Genomic DNA, 20,548 nt, shown 5'->3' on the forward strand with positions numbered 1-20,548 from the left:
GTGAACAGGGGATGGTTAACGGTTAGTCAAACGATTGACTGTTTATACTTGGCAATGAATTTCGGGTGGCGGAGCCTTTTAAGGCTTGCCGCCCTTTCGCGCGGCGCAGGTCCTGTAGGGGGGACGGGCGGGGCGCTGGAGTTGAGCAAAGCATGGCGACGAAGACAACCGGCGGCGACGAAGGCGATACCACGACCACCGAGCAGCAGACCGATGGGCCTCTGCTCGACCTGAGCGATGCCGCCGTCAAGCGGATGATCAAGCTCGCGAAGAAGCGCGGGTATGTGACTTATGACGAGCTGAACGAGGTCCTGCCTCCCGAGGAATTCAACTCGGAGCAGATCGAGGACGTGCTCGGCCAGCTCTCCGAGATGGGCATCAACGTCGTCGAATCGGAGGAAGCCGACGAGGGCGAGAAGCCCGAGGCTGAGGAAGAGGAGCCCGAGAGCGGCGGCGACCTCGTCGAGGCCTCGCAGACGCGCGCCGTCGCGGTGCGCGAGACCACGGCCAAGGAGCCGACTGACCGCACGGACGATCCGGTGCGCATGTACCTGCGCGAGATGGGCTCGGTGGAGCTTCTGTCGCGTGAGGGCGAGATCGCGATCGCCAAGCGCATCGAGGCCGGCCGCGAAGCGATGATCGCGGGCCTCTGCGAGAGCCCGCTGACCTTCCAGGCCATCATCATCTGGCGCGACGAGCTGGTCGAAGGCCGGGTGCTCCTGCGCGACATTATCGACCTCGAGGCCACCTATGCGGGCCCCGACGGCAAGGGTGCGCCCAAGGTGGACGCCCTGGGCGAGGGTGGCGAGGCGGAGGAAGAGACGCCCGAGACCGAGGAGGGGATGACCCCGCCCGAGGGCGATCTCGACGACGACGACATGGAGAACAACGTGTCGCTCTCGGCCATGGAGGCCGAGCTGAAGCCGCGCGTTCTCGAGACCTTCGACTCGATTGCCGACAATTACAAGAAGCTGCGCCGCCTGCAGGTCGAGCATGTGGAACAGCGCATGCAGAACAAGCAGCTGACCCCGGCCCAGGAGCGCAAGTACAAGGAGCTCAAGTCGGATATCGTTGCTTCAGTGAAGTCGCTGTCGCTGAACAACAACCGCATCGAGGCTCTGGTCGAGCAGCTCTACGACATCAACAAGCGCCTCATCTCCCATGAAGGCCGCCTGATGCGCCTGGCCGAGAGCCACGGCGTCGCCCGCGAGGAGTTCCTCAAGCACTACCAGGGCTGGGAACTCGACCCGAAATGGGTGCTGCGCGTCTCCAAGCTCGGCGGCAAGGGCTGGAAGGACTTCGTCGCCAAGGCGAAGGACGGCATCCACGACCTGCGCGAGAACATCCATAATCTGGCGAGCGAGACCGGCCTGGAGATCCAGGAGTTCCGCCGCATCGTCATGATGGTGCAGAAGGGCGAGCGCGAGGCCCGTCAGGCGAAGAAGGAAATGATCGAGGCGAACCTGCGCCTCGTGATCTCCATTGCCAAGAAGTACACGAACCGCGGCCTGCAGTTCCTGGACCTGATCCAGGAGGGCAATATCGGCCTCATGAAGGCGGTCGACAAGTTCGAGTACCGGCGCGGCTACAAGTTCTCGACCTATGCCACCTGGTGGATCCGGCAGGCGATCACCCGTTCGATCGCCGACCAGGCCCGCACGATCCGCATTCCGGTGCACATGATCGAGACGATCAACAAGATCGTCCGCACCTCGCGCCAGATGCTGCACGAGATCGGCCGCGAGCCGACCCCGGAGGAGCTGGCCGAGAAGCTCGCCATGCCGCTGGAGAAGGTGCGCAAGGTCCTCAAGATCGCCAAGGAACCGATCTCCCTCGAGACGCCCATCGGCGATGAGGAGGATTCGCATCTCGGCGACTTCATCGAGGACAAGAACGCGATCCTGCCCATCGACGCGGCGATCCAGAGCAATCTTCGTGAGACAACGACGCGAGTTCTCGCATCGTTGACCCCGCGCGAGGAAAGAGTGCTGCGCATGCGCTTCGGCATCGGCATGAACACCGATCACACCCTCGAGGAGGTCGGCCAGCAGTTCTCGGTGACCCGCGAGCGTATCCGCCAAATCGAGGCGAAGGCCCTGCGCAAGCTGAAGCACCCCTCGCGCAGCCGGAAGCTCCGGAGCTTCCTGGACAATTAAGCGACTTGAAAAGGCGGGCCTCAGAGCCCGCCTTTTTCATATCGTGCTCAGGCTGCTGCCGAATGAGGGTTTGTTTACACAATAACACTCATATGAAGCGCGTCAGCACGTCGCCCACGGGACGAGGCCAATGACCGACACTGTGCTTAAGAGGACTTCAGGGAAGCCGGAAAAGATCATGAAGACGGCGAATGCCAAGCCGGCTGCTGTGCAAGCCGCGCCGCCGCCTCTGCTGTCGGGCGGCAACCCTCAGATTGCGAAGGGATATGGCGATGCTCCCGTACAGGCCTATATCGCCGCCATGCCGGGCTGGAAGGCCGATGTCGGATGCCGCCTCGACGCGCTCATCACGCGCACCGTCCCCGGCGTGCACAAGGCCGTCAAATGGAACTCGCCGTTCTACGGCGTCGAATGTCAGGGGTGGTTCCTCGGAATCCACTGCTTCGCGAAGTACATCAAGGTGGCGTTCTTCCGTGGTGCCTCGCTGAGCCCTGTTCCTCCCGAAACATCCAAGCAGAAGGATGTGCGCTATTTTCATATCCGAGAGGGCGACCGGCTCGATGAGGAGCAGTTCGCCGCCTGGGTGAAGCAGGCGAGCCAATTGCCCGGCGAGAGAATGCAAGGAGCCTGCCGCTCCGGGTAAGCAAGCCTTATAGCGGTGCCCGGGACGATGGCTGCTCGCCAGGTTCGATGCTCCCGGCCGTGTCCTCCTGTTTCGACAGAAGCGCCGGAACGATACCGTCGGCGACGAGCGTGTGGAGCTGGCCGATATAGTTGTCCTCCCGTGAGGGCTCCGTCGGGTCGGAGGTCATGGTGATCGTCAATCCGAGACTCGGGATCACATAGAGCATCTGCCCGCCGAAGCCCCACGCGTAATGGGCCGTGTGTCCGCGCATGTCGCGCATGAACCAGCCATAGCCATAACGGTCGCCGGTGAAGGGCGAGGACGTGCGCGGCGTCCACGATTCCCTGATCCAGTTCTCCGACACCACGCGCTTGCCGTCGATCATACCGCCCTGACGATACATTTCGCCGAAGCGGTGCAGCGCACGCGGCGAGAGCGCCATCTCGTTGCCGCCGAGATAGATGCCCTGCGGATCACGCGTCCATGGCGCGATGGTGATGTCGAGCGGCTCACCGAGCCACTCGCGGGCAAGCCCCAGCATGCTGCGCTTCGAGGCGCGCGTCAGCGCCGCCGAGAGCAGATGCGTGCTGCCCGTCGAATAGAGCATGCGCCCGCCGGGCTCATCCACGAACGGCCGCGAGAGAGCGTCACGCACCCAGTTGCCGCTGCTGATCCAGGCGCCGTAGTTGCGGCCTGAGGTGCGCTCCAGCCCGGCCTGCATGGAGAGCAGATGCCCGATGGTGATCTGCCTGACGCGTGGGTCGGCATCAGACGGGATGCTCCGATCGAGGATCGACGCCACAGGCTGATCCACGCCCTGCAGAACCCCACGCTCGATGGCGATGCCCACAAGAGCCGACATGATGGTCTTGGAGGCGGACTTGATATTGGTCGGGCGATCCAGCCTCGCGCCGCCGGGCGCCTGCTCCGTCAAAACGGCTCCGTTATGGGTGACGATGAGCGAGCGGAGATTGGGCAGGCTCTTGGCGCGTTCGACCGTCTCTTCAATTAGCCGGGCGTCGGGGGTGACCGGGGTCGGGGAGGCGGGTTGTGCCATCGCACTGACGCTGCCGGCGATTAGGAGCAGGAGCGACAATCCAGCTTTTCGGAAGCCGAGATGAAGACAAGAGGGCATGGTCAATTCGGATATCTCGTTACCGTCGGACAAAACCCGAGATGGGACCCCGTTCCTCATGCTCAACGCCGCCACACACCATTGTGAGTCGTGGCTATCCATGCACTTGGGCAGCCTCAGCCCTGCGCCTGCGACATTTGCGCTCCGGCCATCCATTCGCTATTTTGCAAATACTCTCGTAAATATAAGGCAATTCACATGTTGCAATCGTGGTTTACCCGGCCGCTCTGGCAGAGGGTCGCGGTGGGCTTTGCCCTCGGCATCATCGCGGGCGTCCTCGCCGGCGAGCAGGCAGCCGTCTGGTTCAAGCCGCTCGGCGACATCTACCTGAACCTGGTGCGGATGATCGTCATCCCGCTCGTGTTCTTCACCATCACGTCCAGCGTGGCGAAGCTCGCGGAAGCCGGCAACGTGGCTCGCTTAGGCTTGCGCACCTTGTTCTGGTTCGTCGCCACCTCGGCTATCGCCGTTCTCGTCGGCATCGCGTTCGGCCATCTGATCGATCCAGGCCTTGGCCTGTCGAACCTGCCGCTCGGCGAGGTGAAGCCGCGCACGATTCCGACCCCGCTCGAGGTGCTGATCGGCATCGTGCCGACGAACCCGATCAAGGCGATGGCCGATACCAATGTGCTGCAGGTGCTTTTCTTCTCCGGCATCGTCGGCGCTGCCCTCGTGTCGCTCGGCGAGAAGACGGCTGGCATCCGGGGCCTCGTCGACCAGGGCGCCACGCTCGTGTTCCGCATCACCCGCTGGGTGCTGCAGCTCACGCCCATCGGCACCTTCGGCCTCATCGCCTGGGTGGTCGGACGCTACGGCCTATCGTCGCTGCTGCCGCTGGGCAAGTTCATCGCGGCCATGTATCTCGCCTGCCTGTTCCACATCATCGTGGTCTATGGCGGTCTCCTGAAGCTGCACGGCCTGAAGGTCGGCCGCTTCTTCCGCGGCGCAGCGCCCGCGATGCAGATGGCCTTCGCGACCTCGTCGAGCCTCGCCACCCTGCCGATGTCCCTGCGCGTCGCGGTGGAGAAGCTCGGCGTGCCGCAGAGCTATGCGAGCTTCGCGGTGCCGCTCGGCGCCAACGTGAAGATGGACGGTTGTGGGGCGATCTATCCGGCTATCGCATCGATCTTCATCGCGCAGTATTTCGGCCTTGATCTGACTGTCACGCAATATGTGCTCATCGGCCTCACGGCGGTTCTCGGTTCGCTCGGCACCGCCGGCGTGCCCGGCACATCCATCGTGATGCTCACGCTCACCTTGAGCACGGCTGGCCTGCCGCTGGAAGGCATCGGCTACATCGTCGCCATCGACCGCGTGGTCGACATGATGCGCACCATGACCAACGTCACTGGCCAGGTTCTCGTGCCCGTGCTCGTGGCGAAGGAGGAGGGCGTTCTCGATCAGGCGGTCTATGACGGCGCCATCGAAACGCGCACGCCTGCGAGAGAGACGGTTCTCGTCGCAGCCGAATAAGAGATACGGCAACCGAGCAGCAAAAAGGCGGGCCGAAAGCCTGCCTTTTTCTTTGTCCAGAGAGGTGAGTTCAGAACAGGAAGTCGGAGACGCCGATCAGCGATAGCTTCACATTGAGCAGCGCGATCGACTGGCCGTCGGCCTTGATGATCACGTCGTCCATCTTGCCATCGCTGTCGCCGTTGCCTTGTGCGATGCTGAGTTCGCCGAAGCTCAAGCCACTGCCGCGCAGGTCGATGCGGTCGACGCCGTTCCTGAAGTCGGAGACCTTGTCCGCACCCCACTTGCCCGTGAAGCGGAAGGTGTCAGCATTGGTGCCGCCGCTCAGGATGTCGCTGCCCGCCCCGCCCGTCAGGATATCCTTGCCGTCGCCGCCATAGAGCTTGTCCTTTCCAGCTTCACCGAAGAGCCTGTCGGCCCCGGTGCCGCCATAAAGCTTGTCGTTGCCCGAACGGCCATAAAGCTTATCGTTGCCCGCCAGACCCTTGATGGTGTTGGCAGCCGAGGTGCCGGAGAGCGTCTCGCCCACTGCCGTGCCGCTGACCCCGCTGCTGCTCGTGGTGGTCGTGCCGCCTGTTGTCGGATCGATGAGGTCGAGCTTCACGTTCGCACTCCCGATGGTCACCTGCTTGGTGACAGGGGCATAGCCGCCTCCTGAGAACGTGACCGTATAGGTGCCGGCTGCGAGGGCCAGGTTGTAGCCGCCTGCGCTCCCCGTCGTGGTCGTGTATCTGGCGCCGCTCGCGCTGACGGCCGAAACGGTGACACCGCCGAGGCCTTCACCGATATCGTAGAATCGGTCGCCGTCCTTGTCGTCCAAGGTGACGCCGGTCAGGAAGACCTTGGTGCCCGAGCGGGCGAAGTTCTGCGTGACGAAGGCCGCGTCCCAAGTCATATAGCCGCCGGTCTGAAATCCGATGCCGGCTTCCTGGAAATTGCCGTTGAGGATGTTGGCCTTATGGCCTGCGCTGTTCATCAGGTTGGTGTGCAGGAGTTCCACCTCGTCCTGCAGTCCTGTCGGTCCCCGGAGGCTCGCCCAGGCAATGTTCTCGCCTGAGGCATAGGCGCCGGTGAAGCTGTAGCCGGCCTTGACCATCCGCTGGTGCGGCAGCGAGCCGCCTAATCCCGTGTGGTTGAAGATATCGTTCGAGATCATCCAGTTGCTGTGCTGGTCCGCCGACTCGTTGAGATCCCCATTGAAGGCAAGCGGCTGGGCGCCGGTCTTGGCGCGCTCCCGATTCACCAGTTCGAGCATCAATTGCTCGTAGGACGTGGCCTGAGACATGAAACACCCCTTGCTCAAAAATCATTGTCCCGGTTGCCGGGCTTATTGCTTGGTTTTGGTCATTAGAGTTCAAATGGGAAAAAGTTGTGACCGATGCGATACTTTGTTGCATTAATGGCAGTATCTGACCGGAATAGGAGCCTTGTCCCGCCTGCACTGTAGCCCTGGAATGCAGGATCGGCAGGAGATCGGCATCCGGTTCTGGGCTATAGGAGGATCGGAAACGCCGCAGAAGGCCCGAGACTCAGGCTTGGTCCGATAACAAAGAACATCTGATGGACACCAAAACACCCGCCATGCCTACAGCATCCCTCCAGACCTCGGCCGAGAGGGTTGCGGTGCCCATCCTGGCCGCCATCAGCGTGTCGCACCTGCTGAACGACCTGATCCAGTCGCTGCTTCCGGCAATCTACCCCATCCTGAAGGACAATTACCGTCTCGACTTCGGCCAGATCGGCCTGTTGACGCTCACCTTCCAGATGAGCGCGTCTCTGCTGCAGCCGCTGGTCGGCACGTTCACGGACCGCAAGCCGCAGCCCTTCTCCCTCGTGGTCGGCATGGGCTTCACCCTCATCGGCCTGCTGACGCTCTCGCAGGCCCATTCCTATCCGATGCTGCTTCTGGGGGCTGCGCTCGTCGGCATGGGTTCCTCGGTGTTCCATCCGGAATCCTCCCGCGTCGCCCGCATGGCATCGGGCGGACATCACGGGTTGGCCCAATCGGTGTTCCAGGTCGGCGGCAATGCGGGCACGGCGCTGGGGCCGCTCTTGGCCGCCTTCATCGTCGTGCCATTCGGGCAGGGCAGCATTGCCTGGTTCTCCGCTGTCGCCCTGCTGGCCATGCTGATCCTGTCCGCGGTCGGGCGCTGGTATCGGGACAAGCTGGTGGAGATGAGGACAAAGCCGAAAGCGGCACCCAAGACCTCGCCTGTTTCGCGCCGGCGCATTGCCGTATCGATCACGATCCTGATGCTGCTGGTCTTCTCGAAGAACTTCTACATGGCCGGGCTCACCAGCTATTACACCTTCTACCTGATCGCGAAGTTTCAGGTGTCGGTGCAGGATGCGCAGATCTACCTGTTCATCTTCCTCGGCGCGGTGGCGGCCGGCACGCTGCTCGGCGGCCCGGTCGGTGATAGGATCGGACGGCGCTACGTGATCTGGATCTCGATCCTCGGCGTGCTGCCGTTCACGCTCCTGCTGCCCTATGCCAGCCTGTTCTGGACCGCAGTGCTGAGCGTCATCATCGGCATCGTGCTCGCCTCCGCGTTCTCGGCCATCCTCGTCTATGCGACCGAGCTCGTGCCTGGCCGCGTCGGCATGATGGCCGGCCTGTTCTTCGGCCTGTCCTTCGGCATGGGGGGCCTGGGCGCTGCGGCCCTGGGATACCTCGCGGACATGACGAGCATCGAAACCGTCTACAAGGTCTGCTCGTTCCTGCCGGCCATCGGGCTGCTTGCCTACTTCCTGCCGAAGATCGAGAAAGCGCGCGCTTGATTTGAAGTCAGCCCTGTCACAGCAGGGCTGCCCTCGCGGCGTTCTCAAGCGCCTTCATCATCATCCGATAAGGACCCGGTCCATGGCTGACGCGGGCGACGCCGAGCTCTGCGAGGCGCGCAGCCGAGGGCGCCGATGAGCTCGCCATGATGTTGACCGGCAGAGGCGAGCCTTCGACGATACGGGCGATCAAGGTCTCGTCGACGAGGCCCGGCACGAAGAAGCCGTCGGCGCCGGCATCGGCATAGGCTCGGCCGCGTTCGAGCGCCTCCGCAACGAGTCCCTCATGGGCATCGGCCGGAGCGATGAGAAACACGTCGGTGCGCGCATTGAGGAAGGCGGGAATGCTCAAGCGTTCGGCTGCCTGCCGCGCACCCTTGAGCCGCGCCGCTTGTTCGGAGATCGCACGCAAAGGCCCGGTCTCACGCGCGCTGTCCTCGAGATTGCAGCCGATGGCACCCGCCTGCAGCGCGCGGGCAACGGTTGAGCCAACCTCATCAGGATTCGCGCCGTAGCCGCTCTCCAGATCGATGGTCACCGGGAGATCGGTGGCGGCCGTGATGCGTTCCAGATTGGTCAGCGCGAGATCGAAGGGCATATGCTCGCCGTCCTCGAAGCCATGCGCGGCAGCAACCGACCAGCTGCCGGTCGCGAGCGCTTTCGCGCCGCTTGCCGCTACGGCTTTCGCGGTGCCCGCGTCCCAGACGTTGAACAGGATGATCGGATTGCCCGGAACGTGGAGTGCCTTGAACGTCTGGGCTTTTGTGACTTGATCGGACATCTCTCACCTCAGGTCTGCGATTCTGATGTCGTCATGCGCTGCTCGTGATTCAGCAGCCATTGCTTGCGCCAGATCTTGCCGCCGTAACCAGTCATCGAGCCATCGGCGCCGATCACCCGATGACAGGGGATGATGATCGCCACCTGATTGGCACCGTTCGCCCTGGCCACCGCCCGCACTGCGCTGGGGCGGTCCATTCCATGGGCGAGCGCACCATAGCTGCGTGTCTGGCCGACTGGGATCTGTTGCAAAGCATCCCAGACGCTCGCCTCAAAAGCCGTGCCCTTCTGGACGATAGGTACGGTGAATGCCGTCAGCTGCCCTGAGAAATATCGCTCCAGCTCACCGGCAAGAATGTCGAGCATCGGGTGATGCCCGAAGCGGATCGGCCCGACACGCTCGCGCAACCGCTTGATCTCGTTGGGAAGCGCCTTCCGTTCGGCGAATTCGAGGAGGTGGACGCCCGCATCGTCCACGACGGCCAGCATGGCGCCTATGGGGGTGTCGAGCCATTGTGCCGTGAGGATCTGGTGTGCTGTCATGCGGGTCGGCGCATCGCCGATGAGCCTGCTGATGGCCTCGCGAAAACCGCTTCCGGATTCGTAGCCGGCATCGAGCTGCGCATCCATCACCGAGCCCCCCTGCTGCAGGGTGCCGACCGCAAGCCCCAGCCGCTGCGACCGGGCATATTGCACGAAGGTGACGCCGTATTCGCGCTGGAAGGCGCGGCGCACGGTCGAGGGATCATAGCCCAGCGCCTTCAGGTCTTCCGCGCTCCATCGCCTGTCGGGCTCAGCCTTGATCCGGTCTTTCAGCGTATGGAGGGCCCCGCTCGCAGGCGGCTTGATGTCGAGGGGCTTGCAGCGCAGGCATGCGCGAAAGCCCGCTTCCTGGGCGGTGTCCCGGCAGGCGAAGAACACGACATTCGTGCGCTTCGGCTTGCGGGCCGGGCAGGTGAGCCGGCAGAAGATTCCGGTCGTCTTTACGCCCACATAGGCGAACCCTTCGTAGGAGGGGTCTCGGGCTATCAGCGCCGCAAAGAGGGTGTCGTCGTCACGAGGCATTGGCATGACGATGTTTTAGCGCAGATTCCGGATCCGTGTCGCCGGAAACGAGGCGTGTATTTTTCTCTCCGTCGTTGCTGCCTCAGTGGGCCTGTGCCGTTGAGACGGTCACGCTCAACCGCATGTCCGGGTGAATGCCGCAGATCACGTCGTATTGCCCCGGCTGATCGAACCCGATGGTCACCGTATCGCCAGGATTCTGGGCATCCGAATTGAAGCTCTTGGCCGGCCCGTCCACTCGGACATTGTGCACGCGGGTATCGTCGTTGAGGATACGCAGGGCCTCGCCCACCTTCATGAGGATTGCACCGGGCGAAAACCGGCGATCCTTCTGGCTGACCGTGGAAGCTGCGACGGCGTCTGCGTTCGTGCCCCAGGCTATCGTCTTCGCAGGAAGGTTCGCAGGCCGTGGGGGATCGTCGCTGGACAGGGTGTTCAGAAACGCCACCAGCTGCGCCCGCTCCGTCGCGCTGAGTTCGATCTCCTTCGGCAGATCGGCCGAGAGGGTGGGACGCTTCACGATGCGATCCGCATAATGATCGACCACATCCTCGAAGGTGGTGAGCGAGCCGTCATGCATGTAGGGCGCGCTCCACACGCGCTCGCGCAGACTCGGTGTCTTGAAGGCGTGATCGGCCGCTGGCACGCCCAGCACCGGCCCACGTCCCTTGTCGGTGCTCGGAAGGCCGATGTCGTGGAAAGCCTCGTCGGTGAAGCGCCAGCCCTGATGACAGGCGACGCAGCCCGCCTTGCCGACGAAGAGGGAGAAGCCTGCCAGCTCCTCTGGCTCCAGCGCCTTGTCCTCGCCCTTCACCCAGCGGTCGAAGCGTGTTTCCGGCGAGACGAGGGTTCGTTGAAAGGCCGCGAGGGCCTTTGCCAGATTGCCCTGCGTGACGGTAGGATCCTCCGGGAAGGCTGCGGAAAAATCCTTCCGCATTCGGGCATCGGAAGCAAGGGACTGCAGGGCTGTCTGCAGGTTGCCCGCCATCTCGCGCTCATTCTCGATCGGAACCATTGCCTGGGTCTCGAGGCTCGAGGCTCGTCCGTCCCAGAAGAACGACAGGCCCCAGGCGAGATTCCACAACGCTGGCGTCCGGCGGTCGAGAGGCTGCCCATCATGACCGACATGCCGGTCAACGCCGTCGGAGAAGGATAGATCGGACTGATGACAGGTCGAACAGGCGGTCATGCCATCGCCCGACAGGCGGGTGTCATCGAACAATCTCGCTCCGAGCGCCACTTTCTCCGTCGTGGTCGGATTGTCCGGCGGTGTCGGCGTGTGATCGGGACGCGCAAAAACCTCGCGCCAGTGCGCGGCATCGAGCGGAGCAGGCCTGTCGGCTGCTCCGCTCACAAGACCTGCGAGCACGAGGCTCGCAAGCACACGACCGGTCCTGGCAAGACCTTCGCGCATCATCGATCCTAGCGCAGATTCCCGAGCTGCAGTTCGAACTTCGCGATGGTGCTCAGGAACTCACTGGAATCCTTGACGGCCTGCTTCGGCGGCGTCACGGACGGGAAGACGGCTTTTAGATCGGCGAGGCTCGCCTGAACGGCCTTGGCGGCATCCGCATTCTTTGCGGTCGCAGCGGGCATGACCGTTCCCACGAGACGATCCACCTCCATGACGAAGCCGCGCGCATCCTGATACTCGATCACATTGGCGATGCGGCCCTTCTCGACGGCCTCCGCGTATTCATCGGCGGCCTGCTGCAGAACCTCGAGTGCAGTCTCAAGCACGAAATACGTGCCGTTCTCTTCCTTGGCCTTCACGGCCATCTCGGCGGCGGCGAGGCGCTCCTCGATCGCCGCACGGGCACGGGCATAGGCCTCCTTGTTCTTGGCCTTCACCGTCTGGGAGAGCGACTTCAGGGCCACCTGAAAGGGCGCGATGCTAAAGGTCTTCAGATCATCGCGAATGCTGGCGTAGATCTCTTCCTCCGGATGCAGGAAGTGCGGCAGGGCATCCGCCCAGCGGCCGGCCTCGATCAGCTCACCGCCGACGAGGAGATGGCCGCGGATCATCTCGATGCCGCGATAGAGGTGCAGCGCCGGTGGAAGCTGTGCGGCGCCGGCCCCGCCCTCGTCACCTTCTCCGCCCGAGGTTGCGGCCGGAGCTGCGGCGCCATGACCCTGATGCTGGGCAAGATGAAGCAAGGGCTGGTCCGCCTTGGCTTCGATCTGCGGGAGAGCCTGCGTTGGCGTAAACGATGCCTGCGATACTGCCGGTGCCGCGACCAGGACTGCGGTGCTCAGGCCTGCCCAAATCTTCCGTCTTTTCATACTGTTCCCCTACGATGGGCCAATCCATCCGCGTTCAGTTTAGAATTTCTAAAAACTACTTGCCTTTACAATGACTTAGCTACTGAATATGGGGTGACCTGGCAAGCGCGAAGGTGCCTCACCCATGCTGATGACGATTGCAGATATCCTAGCTCCGGCTGATCTTGAAGAGGTGCGGGCCATGCTCGGATCCATGCGTTTCGAGGATGGCCGCGCGACAGCGGGATGGAGCGCCAAGCTCGTCAAGGATAACGAGCAGGCGCGGGAGGGGGCCGCCCTGACCCTGGTTCGGGAAAAGGTGGCGAAGGCCATCATGGCAAACGAGGTTTTCAGCCTCGCCATTCGCCCGAAGGCCCTGACACCGCTGATTTTCGCGCGTTACGGCCAAGGCAAGGAATACGGTTCCCACGTGGACAATCCGCTGATGAGCGGGATCCGCACGGACGTATCCTTCACCCTGTTCATTGCCGATCCGGCCACTTACGACGGCGGCGAGCTCGTGATCGAGTCTGTTTCCGGCGAGGAGGAGGTGAAGCTCCCGGCTGGCCATCTGGTGGCCTATGACTCGACGAGCCTGCACCGGGTGGCACCCGTCACTCGCGGCGAGCGCCTCGTCGCCGTAGGCTGGGCGCAGAGCTATGTGCGCGACAGCGCCAAGCGTGAGCTTCTCTTTGACTTGGAGAGCGCCAAGCGGAATCTCTTCACCCAATCCGGCAAGTCGCCGGAATTCGACCTGCTGGCGAAGAGCAGCGCCAATCTCTTCCGGATGTGGGCGGACGTTTAGGTTCTACTGCCAGGAATAGTTGAAGCTGATGCTGATGCGCTCGGATTCTGCCTCGTTCAGGGGCACCTCGTGGCGCAGCCAGCTTTCCCACAGCAGCACCGTGCCGGGAACCGGCTTCATATAGGCGAACTGCCGGTTTTCAGGCTTGGCCTTGGCCTTGCGGGGAGGGGCCGCCATCATGAAGCCGAGGCGCGGGTCCTCGAGCTTGAGGGCGCTCGCCCCCGCGGGAATCGTCACGTAATAGGTGCCGCTGATCACAGAATGCGGGTGGATGTGCGACGTGTGGATGCCGCCGGGAGGCAGGATGTTGATCCAGAGGCTGTCCATGACGAGCTTGCGGCCCTGGAGGTCGTATTCCAGTTCCTTGGCGAAGGCCGCCACGTGCTTGTCGATCTCCTTCAGGAGATCCCCAAAAACCGGTATCCGCCAGGGCAGGTCGTTCAGGGAGGCGTAGGACGTGTAGCCCGGATAGCCGTGCTTGGCGCACCAGCGCTGGCCGGCCTCATCGTCCTCGGCGATGGATAGGGAGGCCGCCTCAAGCTCGGCATTGCGCTGCTCGGCCTTGGAGCCGGTCAGCTCGGCGCGGTAGACTTTGGTGACGAAAAGCGTATCGATGCTTGCCATGGTTCGGCTCTGTAGGGGCTGAACCCCTTGTCAAAATGATTGCCCAATTGAGGCGCATAGCAGCTTTCCCGGGCGAATGCCTCCCCCGACTTGAAGGTTTCACGGGGACACCACACCTTGGCCTTATGACGCTTCCTGCCGCTACAGCCTTTTCGGACGATCTCCTGACCTTGGCCAAGAGCCTCGACAAGGAGAGCTTGTCGCGCGTCGTCGCCCTGCGGGACTGGCTCGTCACCATTGCGGCCCGGATGGAGGATGCGAACGAGGTCCTGACCGGCTTCCTCAACCGGCTGATCGACCTGGGACTGCCTATCGACCGGGCGGTTTCGGCCATCGAGGCGCTGCATACGGAATATGCCGGCATCGGCCGATTCTGGACCCGGGAAGAGGGCACGGTCGTGCGCTACCTGCCGCATGGCGACCGCCGCGAAAGCATCTACCAGGCAAGCCCCTTCGCCCATGTGAATCGCACAGGCGAGTGGCTCATCCTCGACCTGGACAAGACTCCCGAAGACCTCTTTCCGGTCATCCCGGAGTTGAAGGAAGCCAGCTACCGGCAATACGTCACGGTTCCGATCCTGTTCACCAACGGGGCCGAGAACGCGATCTCGTTTGCGACCAGGACACCAGGCGGCTTCGGCCAGCGCGAGATCACGATCCTGCGCATGGTCATGCCGTCCTTTGCTGTCGTCACCGAGTTGCGCGCGACGAGCAACCGCCTCGACCAGGTGCTGCGCATCTATGTAGGCGACGACCCCCATAAGGCGATCCTGTCCGGGGCGATCCAACGTGGGCAGGTCACACGCATCCGCTCGGCCATCCTGTTCGCCGACATGCGCGACTACACGCATATCTCGTCGACCCTCAGTCCCGAGAGCGCGGTCGAGCTGCTGAACACCTATTTCGACTGCCTCGTGCCGCCCATCGAAGACGAGGGAGGCGAGGTGCTGAAATATCTGGGCGACGGTGTGCTGGCGATCGTGCGCGACAAGGGCGACGACACGGGCGGCGCGGCTCAAGCGGCCCTCACAGCCGCCACCAATGCGCTTCGCCGCATCGAGGTGGCGAACATCGAAGGGCGCTTTCCTGTGCCGATCAGCGTGGGCTTTGCCCTGCATCACGGCGATGCAGCCTATGGCAATGTGGGCTCCGGCCAGCGCCTCGACTTCACCGTGATCGGACGCGACGTGAATCTCGCCAGCCGCATTGCCGAACTGAACAAGCGGCTGGGTGAGCCGCTGCTCATGTCGAAGCCCTTCGTGGAGCACTTGTGGGGCAATCCGTCGCCGCTTGGAGCCCATGCGGTGGAGGGCTTCGCCGAGGAGATCGAGGTCTACCGGCCCTGAAGCCCCTCGCGGCCATGAGGCTCATCGAGATCCATCATAGGCCCGACGGGCACGATGCCGGTCGGATTGATGGTCTTGTGGCTCTCGTGATAATGCCCTTTGATATGCACCATGTTCACGGTCTCGGCGATGCCGTCCGTCTGGTAGAGATCGCGCAGATAGCCGGACAGATACGGGTAATCCGCAATCCGCCGCAGGTTGCACTTGAAGTGTCCGACATAGACCGGATCGAAACGCACCAGCGTGGTGAACAACCGGATGTCGGCTTCAGTGAGCCTGCTGCCGCAGAGATAGCGGCGTGAGGACAGGCGCTCGTCGAGCACATCGAGTGTCTCGAAGAGTGGGCGCACGGCCTCCTCATAAGCCTGCTGCGTCGTGGCGAAACCCGCCTTGTAGACGCCGTTGTTGATATGATCGTAAATGCGCGCGTTCAACGCGTCGATCTCGGGCCGGAGATCCTCAGGGTAGTAGTCGCCGGTCTTTGCCCCGATGCCGTCGAAGCCTGAGTTCATCATGCGGATGATCTCGGCGGATTCGTTGCTGACGATGGTGCCCTTCGCCTTGTCCCAAAGCACCGGTACCGTCACGCGCCCCGAATAGTCGGGCTTGGCGGCCGTGTAGACCTGATCCATGTAGCGGGCGCCATGGATGGGGTCCTGGACGACGCCGGGTCCGTCCTCGAAGGTCCAGCCATGGTCCAGCATGCGCCAATGCACGACGGAGACGCCGATCATCGCCTCCAGGCCTTTCAGCCGTCGCATGATCAGGGTGCGGTGCGCCCACGGGCAGGCCAGCGACACGTAGAGGTGATAGCGCCCGCTCTCAGCCTTGAACCCGCCCTCGCCGGACGGGCCGGGGGAGCCATCCGCCGTGATCCAATGGCGGAAGACCGCATTCGTCCGCACAAAGCGGCCGCCCGTGCTCGTGGTGTCGTACCACCGATCCTGCCACACCCCGTCGACAAGTAGCCCCATCTTTTCCTCCACCGGCGATGAACCCAGACAGATGGTCGAATTCCATACGGATCAAGAGCCGGCCCGGCATGCGATAGCCACGGAGCTGCCGTCGGAGCAGGCACAAGCGTCTCGAATCATGGAAGATATTGGTGGGCCCGGCAGGACTCGAACCTGCAACCAGACCGTTATGAGCGGCCGGCTCTAACCATTGAGCTACAGGCCCTTCCGAAGAAGGAGGGTTACCCTCTGCCAAGGAGGAAATGCTTCCTGCCCGGCTGGTGCCGGATCATGTTCGGCGCCCTCTCATGTTCCTGTAATACATCGTGTCCCCCGTCAAGCCGGTTCTGCCATGACTGTCCTGACCCGGCTGTCGCATGGCCTGTGCCGGCACTCGGATCGGCAGCGGCCCAGGATTGCTCTGCGGAACGCTCCTTGTGTTAAGTTGACGGCGATTGGGAGCCTTTGATGACCGGACGAGCCAAGAAGACCAGCCGCCTTGTCCGTGGGCTGAGAAGCCCGAACGCCGAGAAGCCGGTTTCGCTTGCCTTGCAGGGCGGCGGGGCTCACGGCGCCTTTACCTGGGGCGTTCTCGATTATCTGCTCGAAGATGGCCGCCTTGCCATCGAGGCGATCACAGGTGCCAGCGCCGGGTCCATGAACGCGGTGGTTCTCTTCGAGGGCTGGCTTGAAGGCGGGCGGGATGGCGCGCGCGAGCAGCTTCGCACGTTCTGGCAGCGCGTCAGCCTGGACGGCATTCTGTCGCCGGTGCAGCGCTCGCTCTTCGACCGCATGCTGAACTTCTGGAGCATCGGTGACGCAACGACGCATCTTTGGCTCGACGCCTGGTCGCGGGTGGCGAGCCCTTACGATCTGAACCCGCTCGACATCAATCCCCTGCGGGATGCGCTCAACGAATTGATCGACTTCGAGCGGGTGCGCGCCTGCCAGGATGCAAAGCTCTTCATTGCGGCGACCAATGTCTGGTCCGGAAAGATCCGGATTTTCACCGGCTCCGAGCTGACTGTCGACCACGTTCTCGCCTCGGCCTGCCTGCCCATGATCTTCAAATCGGTCGAGATCGATGGCGAGCCCTACTGGGATGGAGGGTACACCGGCAATCCTGCGTTGTTCCCGCTCTACTACGAGACGCAGGCCGACGACATCGTGCTCGTCCAGATTAACCCGATCGAACGTCGGTCGACCCCGCAGAGTGCTCGGGAAATCCAGAACCGTCTCACGGAGATCACGTTCAACGCCAATCTGCTGCAGCAATTGCGCTCAGTCGATTTCGTCACGCGCCTGATCGACGAGGGCAAGCTTTCGACACAGGACTACAAGCGGGTGCTGATGCACCGGATCCATGGCGGCGAAAAGCTCGACGAATTTTCGGCCGCTTCGCGCCTGAGCGCCAAATGGGAGTTCTTCGAAACGCTCAGGGATCTGGGCCGGGAGGCCGCCAGAACCTGGCTTGCAGAGAACTACCAGAATGTCGGAGAGAGAAGTACTCTCGACCTGCGCAGCGCCTATTCTTGACCTGCTGTATGAAAGGACCCCGCCCGCGAAGGCGGGGTCCTTCGTTGATCAGCTGCGCTTCGGCGGATTGGCCGGCCAGCTCTTGATGAGCGTGTCATAGTCGACCGTTTCGCCCTTCGGCTTCTCGTTCGCCAGCTTGCGCTGAGGCGCGATGGTGCCGGCGGCTTCGGCTTTCTTGAACCATTCCTCGGCCGAGGTCTTGGGGTTCATCTTCGGACCGCACTCGCCCTGCACATTGGCGCGCTCGAGACGGGTGAGCACGTCGTCCTGCGCGGCGGCGAGCGAGTCCATCGCCTGCTGCGGTGTCTTGGCGCCGGAAGCCGCATCACCGATGTTCTGCCACCAGAGCTGCGCGAGCTTCGGATAATCCGGGATGTTGTTGCCGGTGGGCGACCACTGCACGCGGGCGGGCGAGCGATAGAACTCGACGAGGCCGCCGAGCTGCGGCGCGCGCTCGGTGAAGCTCTTGTCCCAAATGTCACTCTCACGGATGAAGGTGAGGCCCACATGGCTCTTCTTCAGCGACACACTCTTCGAGGTGACGAACTGCGCATAGAGCCAGGCCGCCTTGCGGCGCTCGAGCGGCGTTGACTTCAGCAGGGTCCAAGATCCCACGTCTTGGTAGCCGAGCTTCATGCCATCCTTCCAGTAGGCGCCGTGCGGGGAGGGAGCCATGCGCCATTTCGGCTTCCCGTCCTGATTCATCACTGGCAGGCCCGGCTTCACCATGTCGGCCGTGAAGGCGGTGTACCAGAACATCTGCTGGGCGATGTTGCCCTGCGCCGGCACTGGTCCGGACTCGGAGAAGTTCATGCCGTTCGCCTGCGGCGGGGCATATTTCTTCATCCAGTCGAGATATTTGGCGATGGAATAGACTGCGGCCGGGCCGTTCGTGTCGCCGCCGCGCTCGACCGAGGAGCCGACAGGGCGGCAGCCCTCCATACGCACGCCCCATTCATCGACCGGCAGGCCGTTCGGAAGGCCTTTGTCGCCGTTGCCAGCCATGGACAGCCAGGCATCCGTGAAGCGCCAGCCGAGCGACGGATCCTTTTTGCCGTAATCCATGTGGCCGTAGACCTTGACTCCGTCGATCTCCTTCACGTCGTTGGTGAAGAATTCGGCGATGTCCTCATAGGCCGACCAGTTCACCGGCACGCCGAGATCGTATCCGTACTTGGCCTTGAACTTCTCTTTCAGGTCCGGGCGCTGGAACCAGTCGTAGCGGAACCAGTACAGGTTCGCGAATTGCTGGTCGGGTAGCTGATAGAGCTTCTTGTCCGGGGCGGTGGTGAAGGACAGGCCGATGAAGTCATTGAGGTCGAGCGTCGGGCTCGTCACGTCCTTGCCTTCGCCGGCCATGAAGTCGGTCAGCGCAATCGCCTGCTTGTAGCGAAAGTGGGTGCCGATGAGATCTGAATCATTGACCCAGGCGTCGTAGATGTTGCGGCCTGACTGCATCTGGGTCTGGATCTTCTCGACCACGTCGCCTTCCTGGATCAGGTCGTGGTTGAGCTTGATGCCGGTGATTTCCGAGAACGCCTTGGCGAGCGTCTTGGCCTCGTATTCATGGGTCGTGATCGTTTCGGAGACCACGTTGATCTCCATGCCGGCGAAGGGTTTCGCCGCATTCACGAACCATTCCATCTCCTTCAACTGCTCGTCCTTCGAGAGCGTCGAAGGCTGGAATTCGCTGTCGATCCAGCGACGGGCTTCATCCATGCCTGCCAGGGCTGCGGGGCTGCCGAGCGCCATAGCCAGCACGCTTGTCGAGACGATGAATTTCAGGCGGCGGTGAGATTGGGTGAGCTTCATTGTGTTCCTCCCAAGTGATGCCCTGCCGATTGATGCACCGGTCTTGATCCCCACGGTCCGGGCGAACCGTAAGGTCTTGATATGTCTCTCCTCACACGTAGCGGAACACCGCTGCCGCATAGAGAAGCGAAAGAGCAGAGGCCCACCACAGGTCAGGGCCGACGAGCCCAAGCCAGGCGAGGTGGATGAAAGCGGAGCCGAGAAGCGAGATGAAGAGCCGGTCGCCGCGCGTCGTCGGGATGCGCAAGAGGCCGACGCGCTCCGTCTCGGGTCGATAGGCCGCCAGCAGAGTCATGATCAGCAGCAGACTTGCGATGATGGCAAAGAAGAGACCGGTCTGCCATGTCCAGGCCATCCAGGCAAAATCGGGCATGGGTGCCTCCTTAAACCCGCCCCAGGGCAAAGCCCTTGGCGATGTAGTTGCGGACGAACCAGATCACCAGCGCGCCAGGCAGGATGGTAAGCACGCCCGCGGCGGCCAAAAGGCCCCAATCCATGCCCGAGGCCGAAACGGTGCGGGTCATGGTGGCGGCAATGGGCTTGGCGGTCACGGAGGTGAGCGTACGCGCCAGCAGCAACTCGACCCATGAGAACATGAAACAGAAGAATGCCGCGACGCCGACGCCCGAGGCGATCAGCGGCATGAAGATCTTCACGAAGAAGCGCGGGAAGGAATAGCCGTCGATGGCAGCCGTCTCATCGATCTCCCGCGGTACGCCGGACATGAAGCCTTCCAGAATCCACACGGCGAGCGGCACATTGAACAGGCAATGGGCCAGAGCCACAGCCCATGGCGTGTCGAAGAGACCGATGGCGGAATAGAGATTGAAGAAGGGCAGGGCGAAGACCGCCGGCGGCGCCATGCGGTTGGTGAGCAGCCAGAAGAACAGGTGCTTATCGCCGAGGAACCTGTAGCGGGAGAAAGCGTAGGCGGCCGGCAGCGCGAAGGAGATCGACAGCACCGTGTTGATGAGCACGTAGGTGAGCGAGTTGATGTAGCCCGAATACCAGCTCTCGTCCGTGAAGATCTTGATGTAGTTGTCGAAGGTGAGGTCGCGCGGCCAGAGCGTGAGGCCGGAGGTGATCTCCATATTGGTCTTCAGGCTCATGTTCACGAGCCAGTAGATCGGCAGCATGAGGAACAGAAGATAGAGGGTCATCACCACCACCCGGCCGGTCACGCGCGGACCCGACA

General features: G+C 62.7%; 18 protein-coding genes and 1 tRNA gene. 7 read left to right on the forward strand and 12 right to left on the reverse strand.

The features are described 5' to 3' along the window. Positions 1 to 152: 152 nt before the first annotated feature. Together rpoD and JKL45_RS03995 are read left to right on the forward strand one after the other, a co-directional pair. Positions 153 to 2,156, forward strand: a complete 2,004-nt coding sequence (gene rpoD / locus JKL45_RS03990) for an RNA polymerase sigma factor RpoD (protein WP_201859830.1) — start codon at positions 153 to 155, stop codon at positions 2,154 to 2,156. Positions 2,157 to 2,334: 178 nt separating this feature from the next. Further along, a complete protein-coding gene (locus tag JKL45_RS03995) occupies positions 2,335 to 2,799 on the forward strand; it encodes a DUF1801 domain-containing protein (protein ID WP_201859831.1) in 465 nt (154 codons plus the stop codon). Between the two features lie 7 nt (positions 2,800 to 2,806). On the opposite strand, the gene JKL45_RS04000 is transcribed toward JKL45_RS03995, so the two are convergent. Next, positions 2,807 to 3,916, reverse strand: coding sequence for a serine hydrolase domain-containing protein (locus JKL45_RS04000; RefSeq protein ID WP_201859832.1), 1,110 nt, complete (start codon positions 3,914 to 3,916; stop codon positions 2,807 to 2,809). A gap of 198 nt (positions 3,917 to 4,114) precedes the next feature. Between JKL45_RS04000 and JKL45_RS04005 the strand changes: the two genes are divergently transcribed. Beyond that, a complete protein-coding gene (locus JKL45_RS04005; protein WP_210345666.1) occupies positions 4,115 to 5,389 on the forward strand; it encodes a dicarboxylate/amino acid:cation symporter in 1,275 nt (424 codons plus the stop codon). A gap of 70 nt (positions 5,390 to 5,459) precedes the next feature. On the opposite strand, the gene JKL45_RS04010 is transcribed toward JKL45_RS04005, so the two are convergent. Next, positions 5,460 to 6,674, reverse strand: coding sequence for a CAP domain-containing protein (locus JKL45_RS04010; protein WP_201859833.1), 1,215 nt, complete (start codon positions 6,672 to 6,674; stop codon positions 5,460 to 5,462). 296 nt (positions 6,675 to 6,970) lie between these two features. On the opposite strand from JKL45_RS04010, the gene JKL45_RS04015 reads away from it, so the two are divergent. Then, positions 6,971 to 8,170 (forward strand): MFS transporter, encoded by a 1,200-nt coding sequence (locus JKL45_RS04015; protein WP_201860074.1) that lies wholly within the window; start codon positions 6,971 to 6,973, stop codon positions 8,168 to 8,170. A 16-nt stretch (positions 8,171 to 8,186) separates the two neighbouring features. Here the strand turns inward: JKL45_RS04015 and JKL45_RS04020 are convergent, their stop codons facing one another. The 4 genes from JKL45_RS04020 to JKL45_RS04035 all read right to left on the reverse strand — a co-directional run bounded on the left by JKL45_RS04020 (position 8,187) and on the right by JKL45_RS04035 (position 12,298). Next, positions 8,187 to 8,951, reverse strand: a complete 765-nt coding sequence (locus JKL45_RS04020) for an isocitrate lyase/PEP mutase family protein (RefSeq protein WP_201859834.1) — start codon at positions 8,949 to 8,951, stop codon at positions 8,187 to 8,189. An 8-nt stretch (positions 8,952 to 8,959) separates the two neighbouring features. Beyond that, positions 8,960 to 10,015, reverse strand: a complete 1,056-nt coding sequence (locus JKL45_RS04025; RefSeq protein WP_210345673.1) for a bifunctional transcriptional activator/DNA repair enzyme AdaA — start codon at positions 10,013 to 10,015, stop codon at positions 8,960 to 8,962. 82 nt (positions 10,016 to 10,097) lie between these two features. Continuing rightward, positions 10,098 to 11,432 (reverse strand): cytochrome c peroxidase, encoded by a 1,335-nt coding sequence (locus tag JKL45_RS04030; protein ID WP_201859835.1) that lies wholly within the window; start codon positions 11,430 to 11,432, stop codon positions 10,098 to 10,100. A gap of 5 nt (positions 11,433 to 11,437) precedes the next feature. Next, positions 11,438 to 12,298 (reverse strand): 4-helix bundle domain-containing protein, encoded by an 861-nt coding sequence (locus JKL45_RS04035; protein ID WP_201859836.1) that lies wholly within the window; start codon positions 12,296 to 12,298, stop codon positions 11,438 to 11,440. Between the two features lie 124 nt (positions 12,299 to 12,422). Here JKL45_RS04035 and JKL45_RS04040 point away from each other — a divergent pair, with 124 nt between their 5' ends. Further along, a complete protein-coding gene (locus JKL45_RS04040; protein ID WP_201859837.1) occupies positions 12,423 to 13,082 on the forward strand; it encodes a Fe2+-dependent dioxygenase in 660 nt (219 codons plus the stop codon). A 3-nt stretch (positions 13,083 to 13,085) separates the two neighbouring features. Here JKL45_RS04040 and JKL45_RS04045 read toward each other — a convergent pair whose 3' ends face one another. Then, positions 13,086 to 13,706, reverse strand: a complete 621-nt coding sequence (locus JKL45_RS04045; protein ID WP_201859838.1) for a TIGR02466 family protein — start codon at positions 13,704 to 13,706, stop codon at positions 13,086 to 13,088. A 125-nt stretch (positions 13,707 to 13,831) separates the two neighbouring features. Between JKL45_RS04045 and JKL45_RS04050 the strand changes: the two genes are divergently transcribed. Continuing rightward, entirely contained in the window at positions 13,832 to 15,052 is a 1,221-nt protein-coding gene (locus tag JKL45_RS04050; RefSeq protein WP_201859839.1) for an adenylate/guanylate cyclase domain-containing protein, read from the forward strand. Here JKL45_RS04050 and JKL45_RS04055 read toward each other — a convergent pair. Continuing rightward, a complete protein-coding gene (locus JKL45_RS04055) occupies positions 15,040 to 16,026 on the reverse strand; it encodes a glutathione S-transferase family protein (protein WP_201859840.1) in 987 nt (328 codons plus the stop codon). The two genes, JKL45_RS04050 and JKL45_RS04055, sit on opposite strands and share 13 nt — an antisense overlap. A 129-nt stretch (positions 16,027 to 16,155) precedes the next feature. Then, positions 16,156 to 16,231: transfer RNA gene (locus JKL45_RS04060), tRNA-Ile, on the reverse strand. A gap of 242 nt (positions 16,232 to 16,473) precedes the next feature. On the opposite strand from JKL45_RS04060, the gene JKL45_RS04065 reads away from it, so the two are divergent. After that, entirely contained in the window at positions 16,474 to 17,541 is a 1,068-nt protein-coding gene (locus tag JKL45_RS04065; protein ID WP_201859841.1) for a patatin-like phospholipase family protein, read from the forward strand. Between the two features lie 48 nt (positions 17,542 to 17,589). On the opposite strand, the gene JKL45_RS04070 is transcribed toward JKL45_RS04065, so the two are convergent. From JKL45_RS04070 to JKL45_RS04080, 3 genes are all read right to left on the reverse strand, one after another. Next, positions 17,590 to 19,353, reverse strand: a complete 1,764-nt coding sequence (locus JKL45_RS04070; RefSeq protein ID WP_201859842.1) for an ABC transporter substrate-binding protein — start codon at positions 19,351 to 19,353, stop codon at positions 17,590 to 17,592. A gap of 91 nt (positions 19,354 to 19,444) precedes the next feature. Beyond that, entirely contained in the window at positions 19,445 to 19,726 is a 282-nt protein-coding gene (locus JKL45_RS04075; protein ID WP_201859843.1) for a DUF2160 domain-containing protein, read from the reverse strand. A 10-nt stretch (positions 19,727 to 19,736) separates the two neighbouring features. After that, the gene (locus tag JKL45_RS04080; protein ID WP_201860076.1) at positions 19,737 to 20,513 is read right to left on the reverse strand and encodes a carbohydrate ABC transporter permease; all 777 of its coding nucleotides are present in this window, start codon (positions 20,511 to 20,513) and stop codon (positions 19,737 to 19,739) included. Between the last annotated feature and the right edge of the window lie 35 nt (positions 20,514 to 20,548).

Origin of the sequence: Microvirga soli (genome assembly GCF_016734765.1) — a bacterium.
Classification (GTDB): domain Bacteria; phylum Pseudomonadota; class Alphaproteobacteria; order Rhizobiales; family Beijerinckiaceae; genus Microvirga; species Microvirga soli.

Excerpts from the sequence above, each read along its gene's own strand:
- rpoD (WP_201859830.1), top strand. The coding sequence starts at position 153 with ATGGCGACGAAGACAACCGGCGGCGACGAAGGCGATACCACGACCACC.
- JKL45_RS03995 (WP_201859831.1), top strand. The coding sequence starts at position 2,335 with ATGAAGACGGCGAATGCCAAGCCGGCTGCTGTGCAAGCCGCGCCGCCG.
- JKL45_RS04000 (WP_201859832.1), bottom strand. The coding sequence starts at position 3,916 with ATGCCCTCTTGTCTTCATCTCGGCTTCCGAAAAGCTGGATTGTCGCTC.
- JKL45_RS04005 (WP_210345666.1), top strand. The coding sequence starts at position 4,115 with ATGTTGCAATCGTGGTTTACCCGGCCGCTCTGGCAGAGGGTCGCGGTG.
- JKL45_RS04010 (WP_201859833.1), bottom strand. The coding sequence starts at position 6,674 with ATGTCTCAGGCCACGTCCTACGAGCAATTGATGCTCGAACTGGTGAAT.
- JKL45_RS04015 (WP_201860074.1), top strand. The coding sequence starts at position 6,971 with ATGCCTACAGCATCCCTCCAGACCTCGGCCGAGAGGGTTGCGGTGCCC.
- JKL45_RS04020 (WP_201859834.1), bottom strand. The coding sequence starts at position 8,951 with ATGTCCGATCAAGTCACAAAAGCCCAGACGTTCAAGGCACTCCACGTT.
- JKL45_RS04025 (WP_210345673.1), bottom strand. The coding sequence starts at position 10,015 with ATGCCTCGTGACGACGACACCCTCTTTGCGGCGCTGATAGCCCGAGAC.
- JKL45_RS04030 (WP_201859835.1), bottom strand. The coding sequence starts at position 11,432 with ATGATGCGCGAAGGTCTTGCCAGGACCGGTCGTGTGCTTGCGAGCCTC.
- JKL45_RS04035 (WP_201859836.1), bottom strand. The coding sequence starts at position 12,298 with ATGAAAAGACGGAAGATTTGGGCAGGCCTGAGCACCGCAGTCCTGGTC.
- JKL45_RS04040 (WP_201859837.1), top strand. The coding sequence starts at position 12,423 with ATGCTGATGACGATTGCAGATATCCTAGCTCCGGCTGATCTTGAAGAG.
- JKL45_RS04045 (WP_201859838.1), bottom strand. The coding sequence starts at position 13,706 with ATGGCAAGCATCGATACGCTTTTCGTCACCAAAGTCTACCGCGCCGAG.
- JKL45_RS04050 (WP_201859839.1), top strand. The coding sequence starts at position 13,832 with ATGACGCTTCCTGCCGCTACAGCCTTTTCGGACGATCTCCTGACCTTG.
- JKL45_RS04055 (WP_201859840.1), bottom strand. The coding sequence starts at position 16,026 with ATGGGGCTACTTGTCGACGGGGTGTGGCAGGATCGGTGGTACGACACC.
- JKL45_RS04065 (WP_201859841.1), top strand. The coding sequence starts at position 16,474 with ATGACCGGACGAGCCAAGAAGACCAGCCGCCTTGTCCGTGGGCTGAGA.
- JKL45_RS04070 (WP_201859842.1), bottom strand. The coding sequence starts at position 19,353 with ATGAAGCTCACCCAATCTCACCGCCGCCTGAAATTCATCGTCTCGACA.
- JKL45_RS04075 (WP_201859843.1), bottom strand. The coding sequence starts at position 19,726 with ATGCCCGATTTTGCCTGGATGGCCTGGACATGGCAGACCGGTCTCTTC.
- JKL45_RS04080 (WP_201860076.1), bottom strand. The coding sequence starts at position 20,513 with ATGACCCTCTATCTTCTGTTCCTCATGCTGCCGATCTACTGGCTCGTG.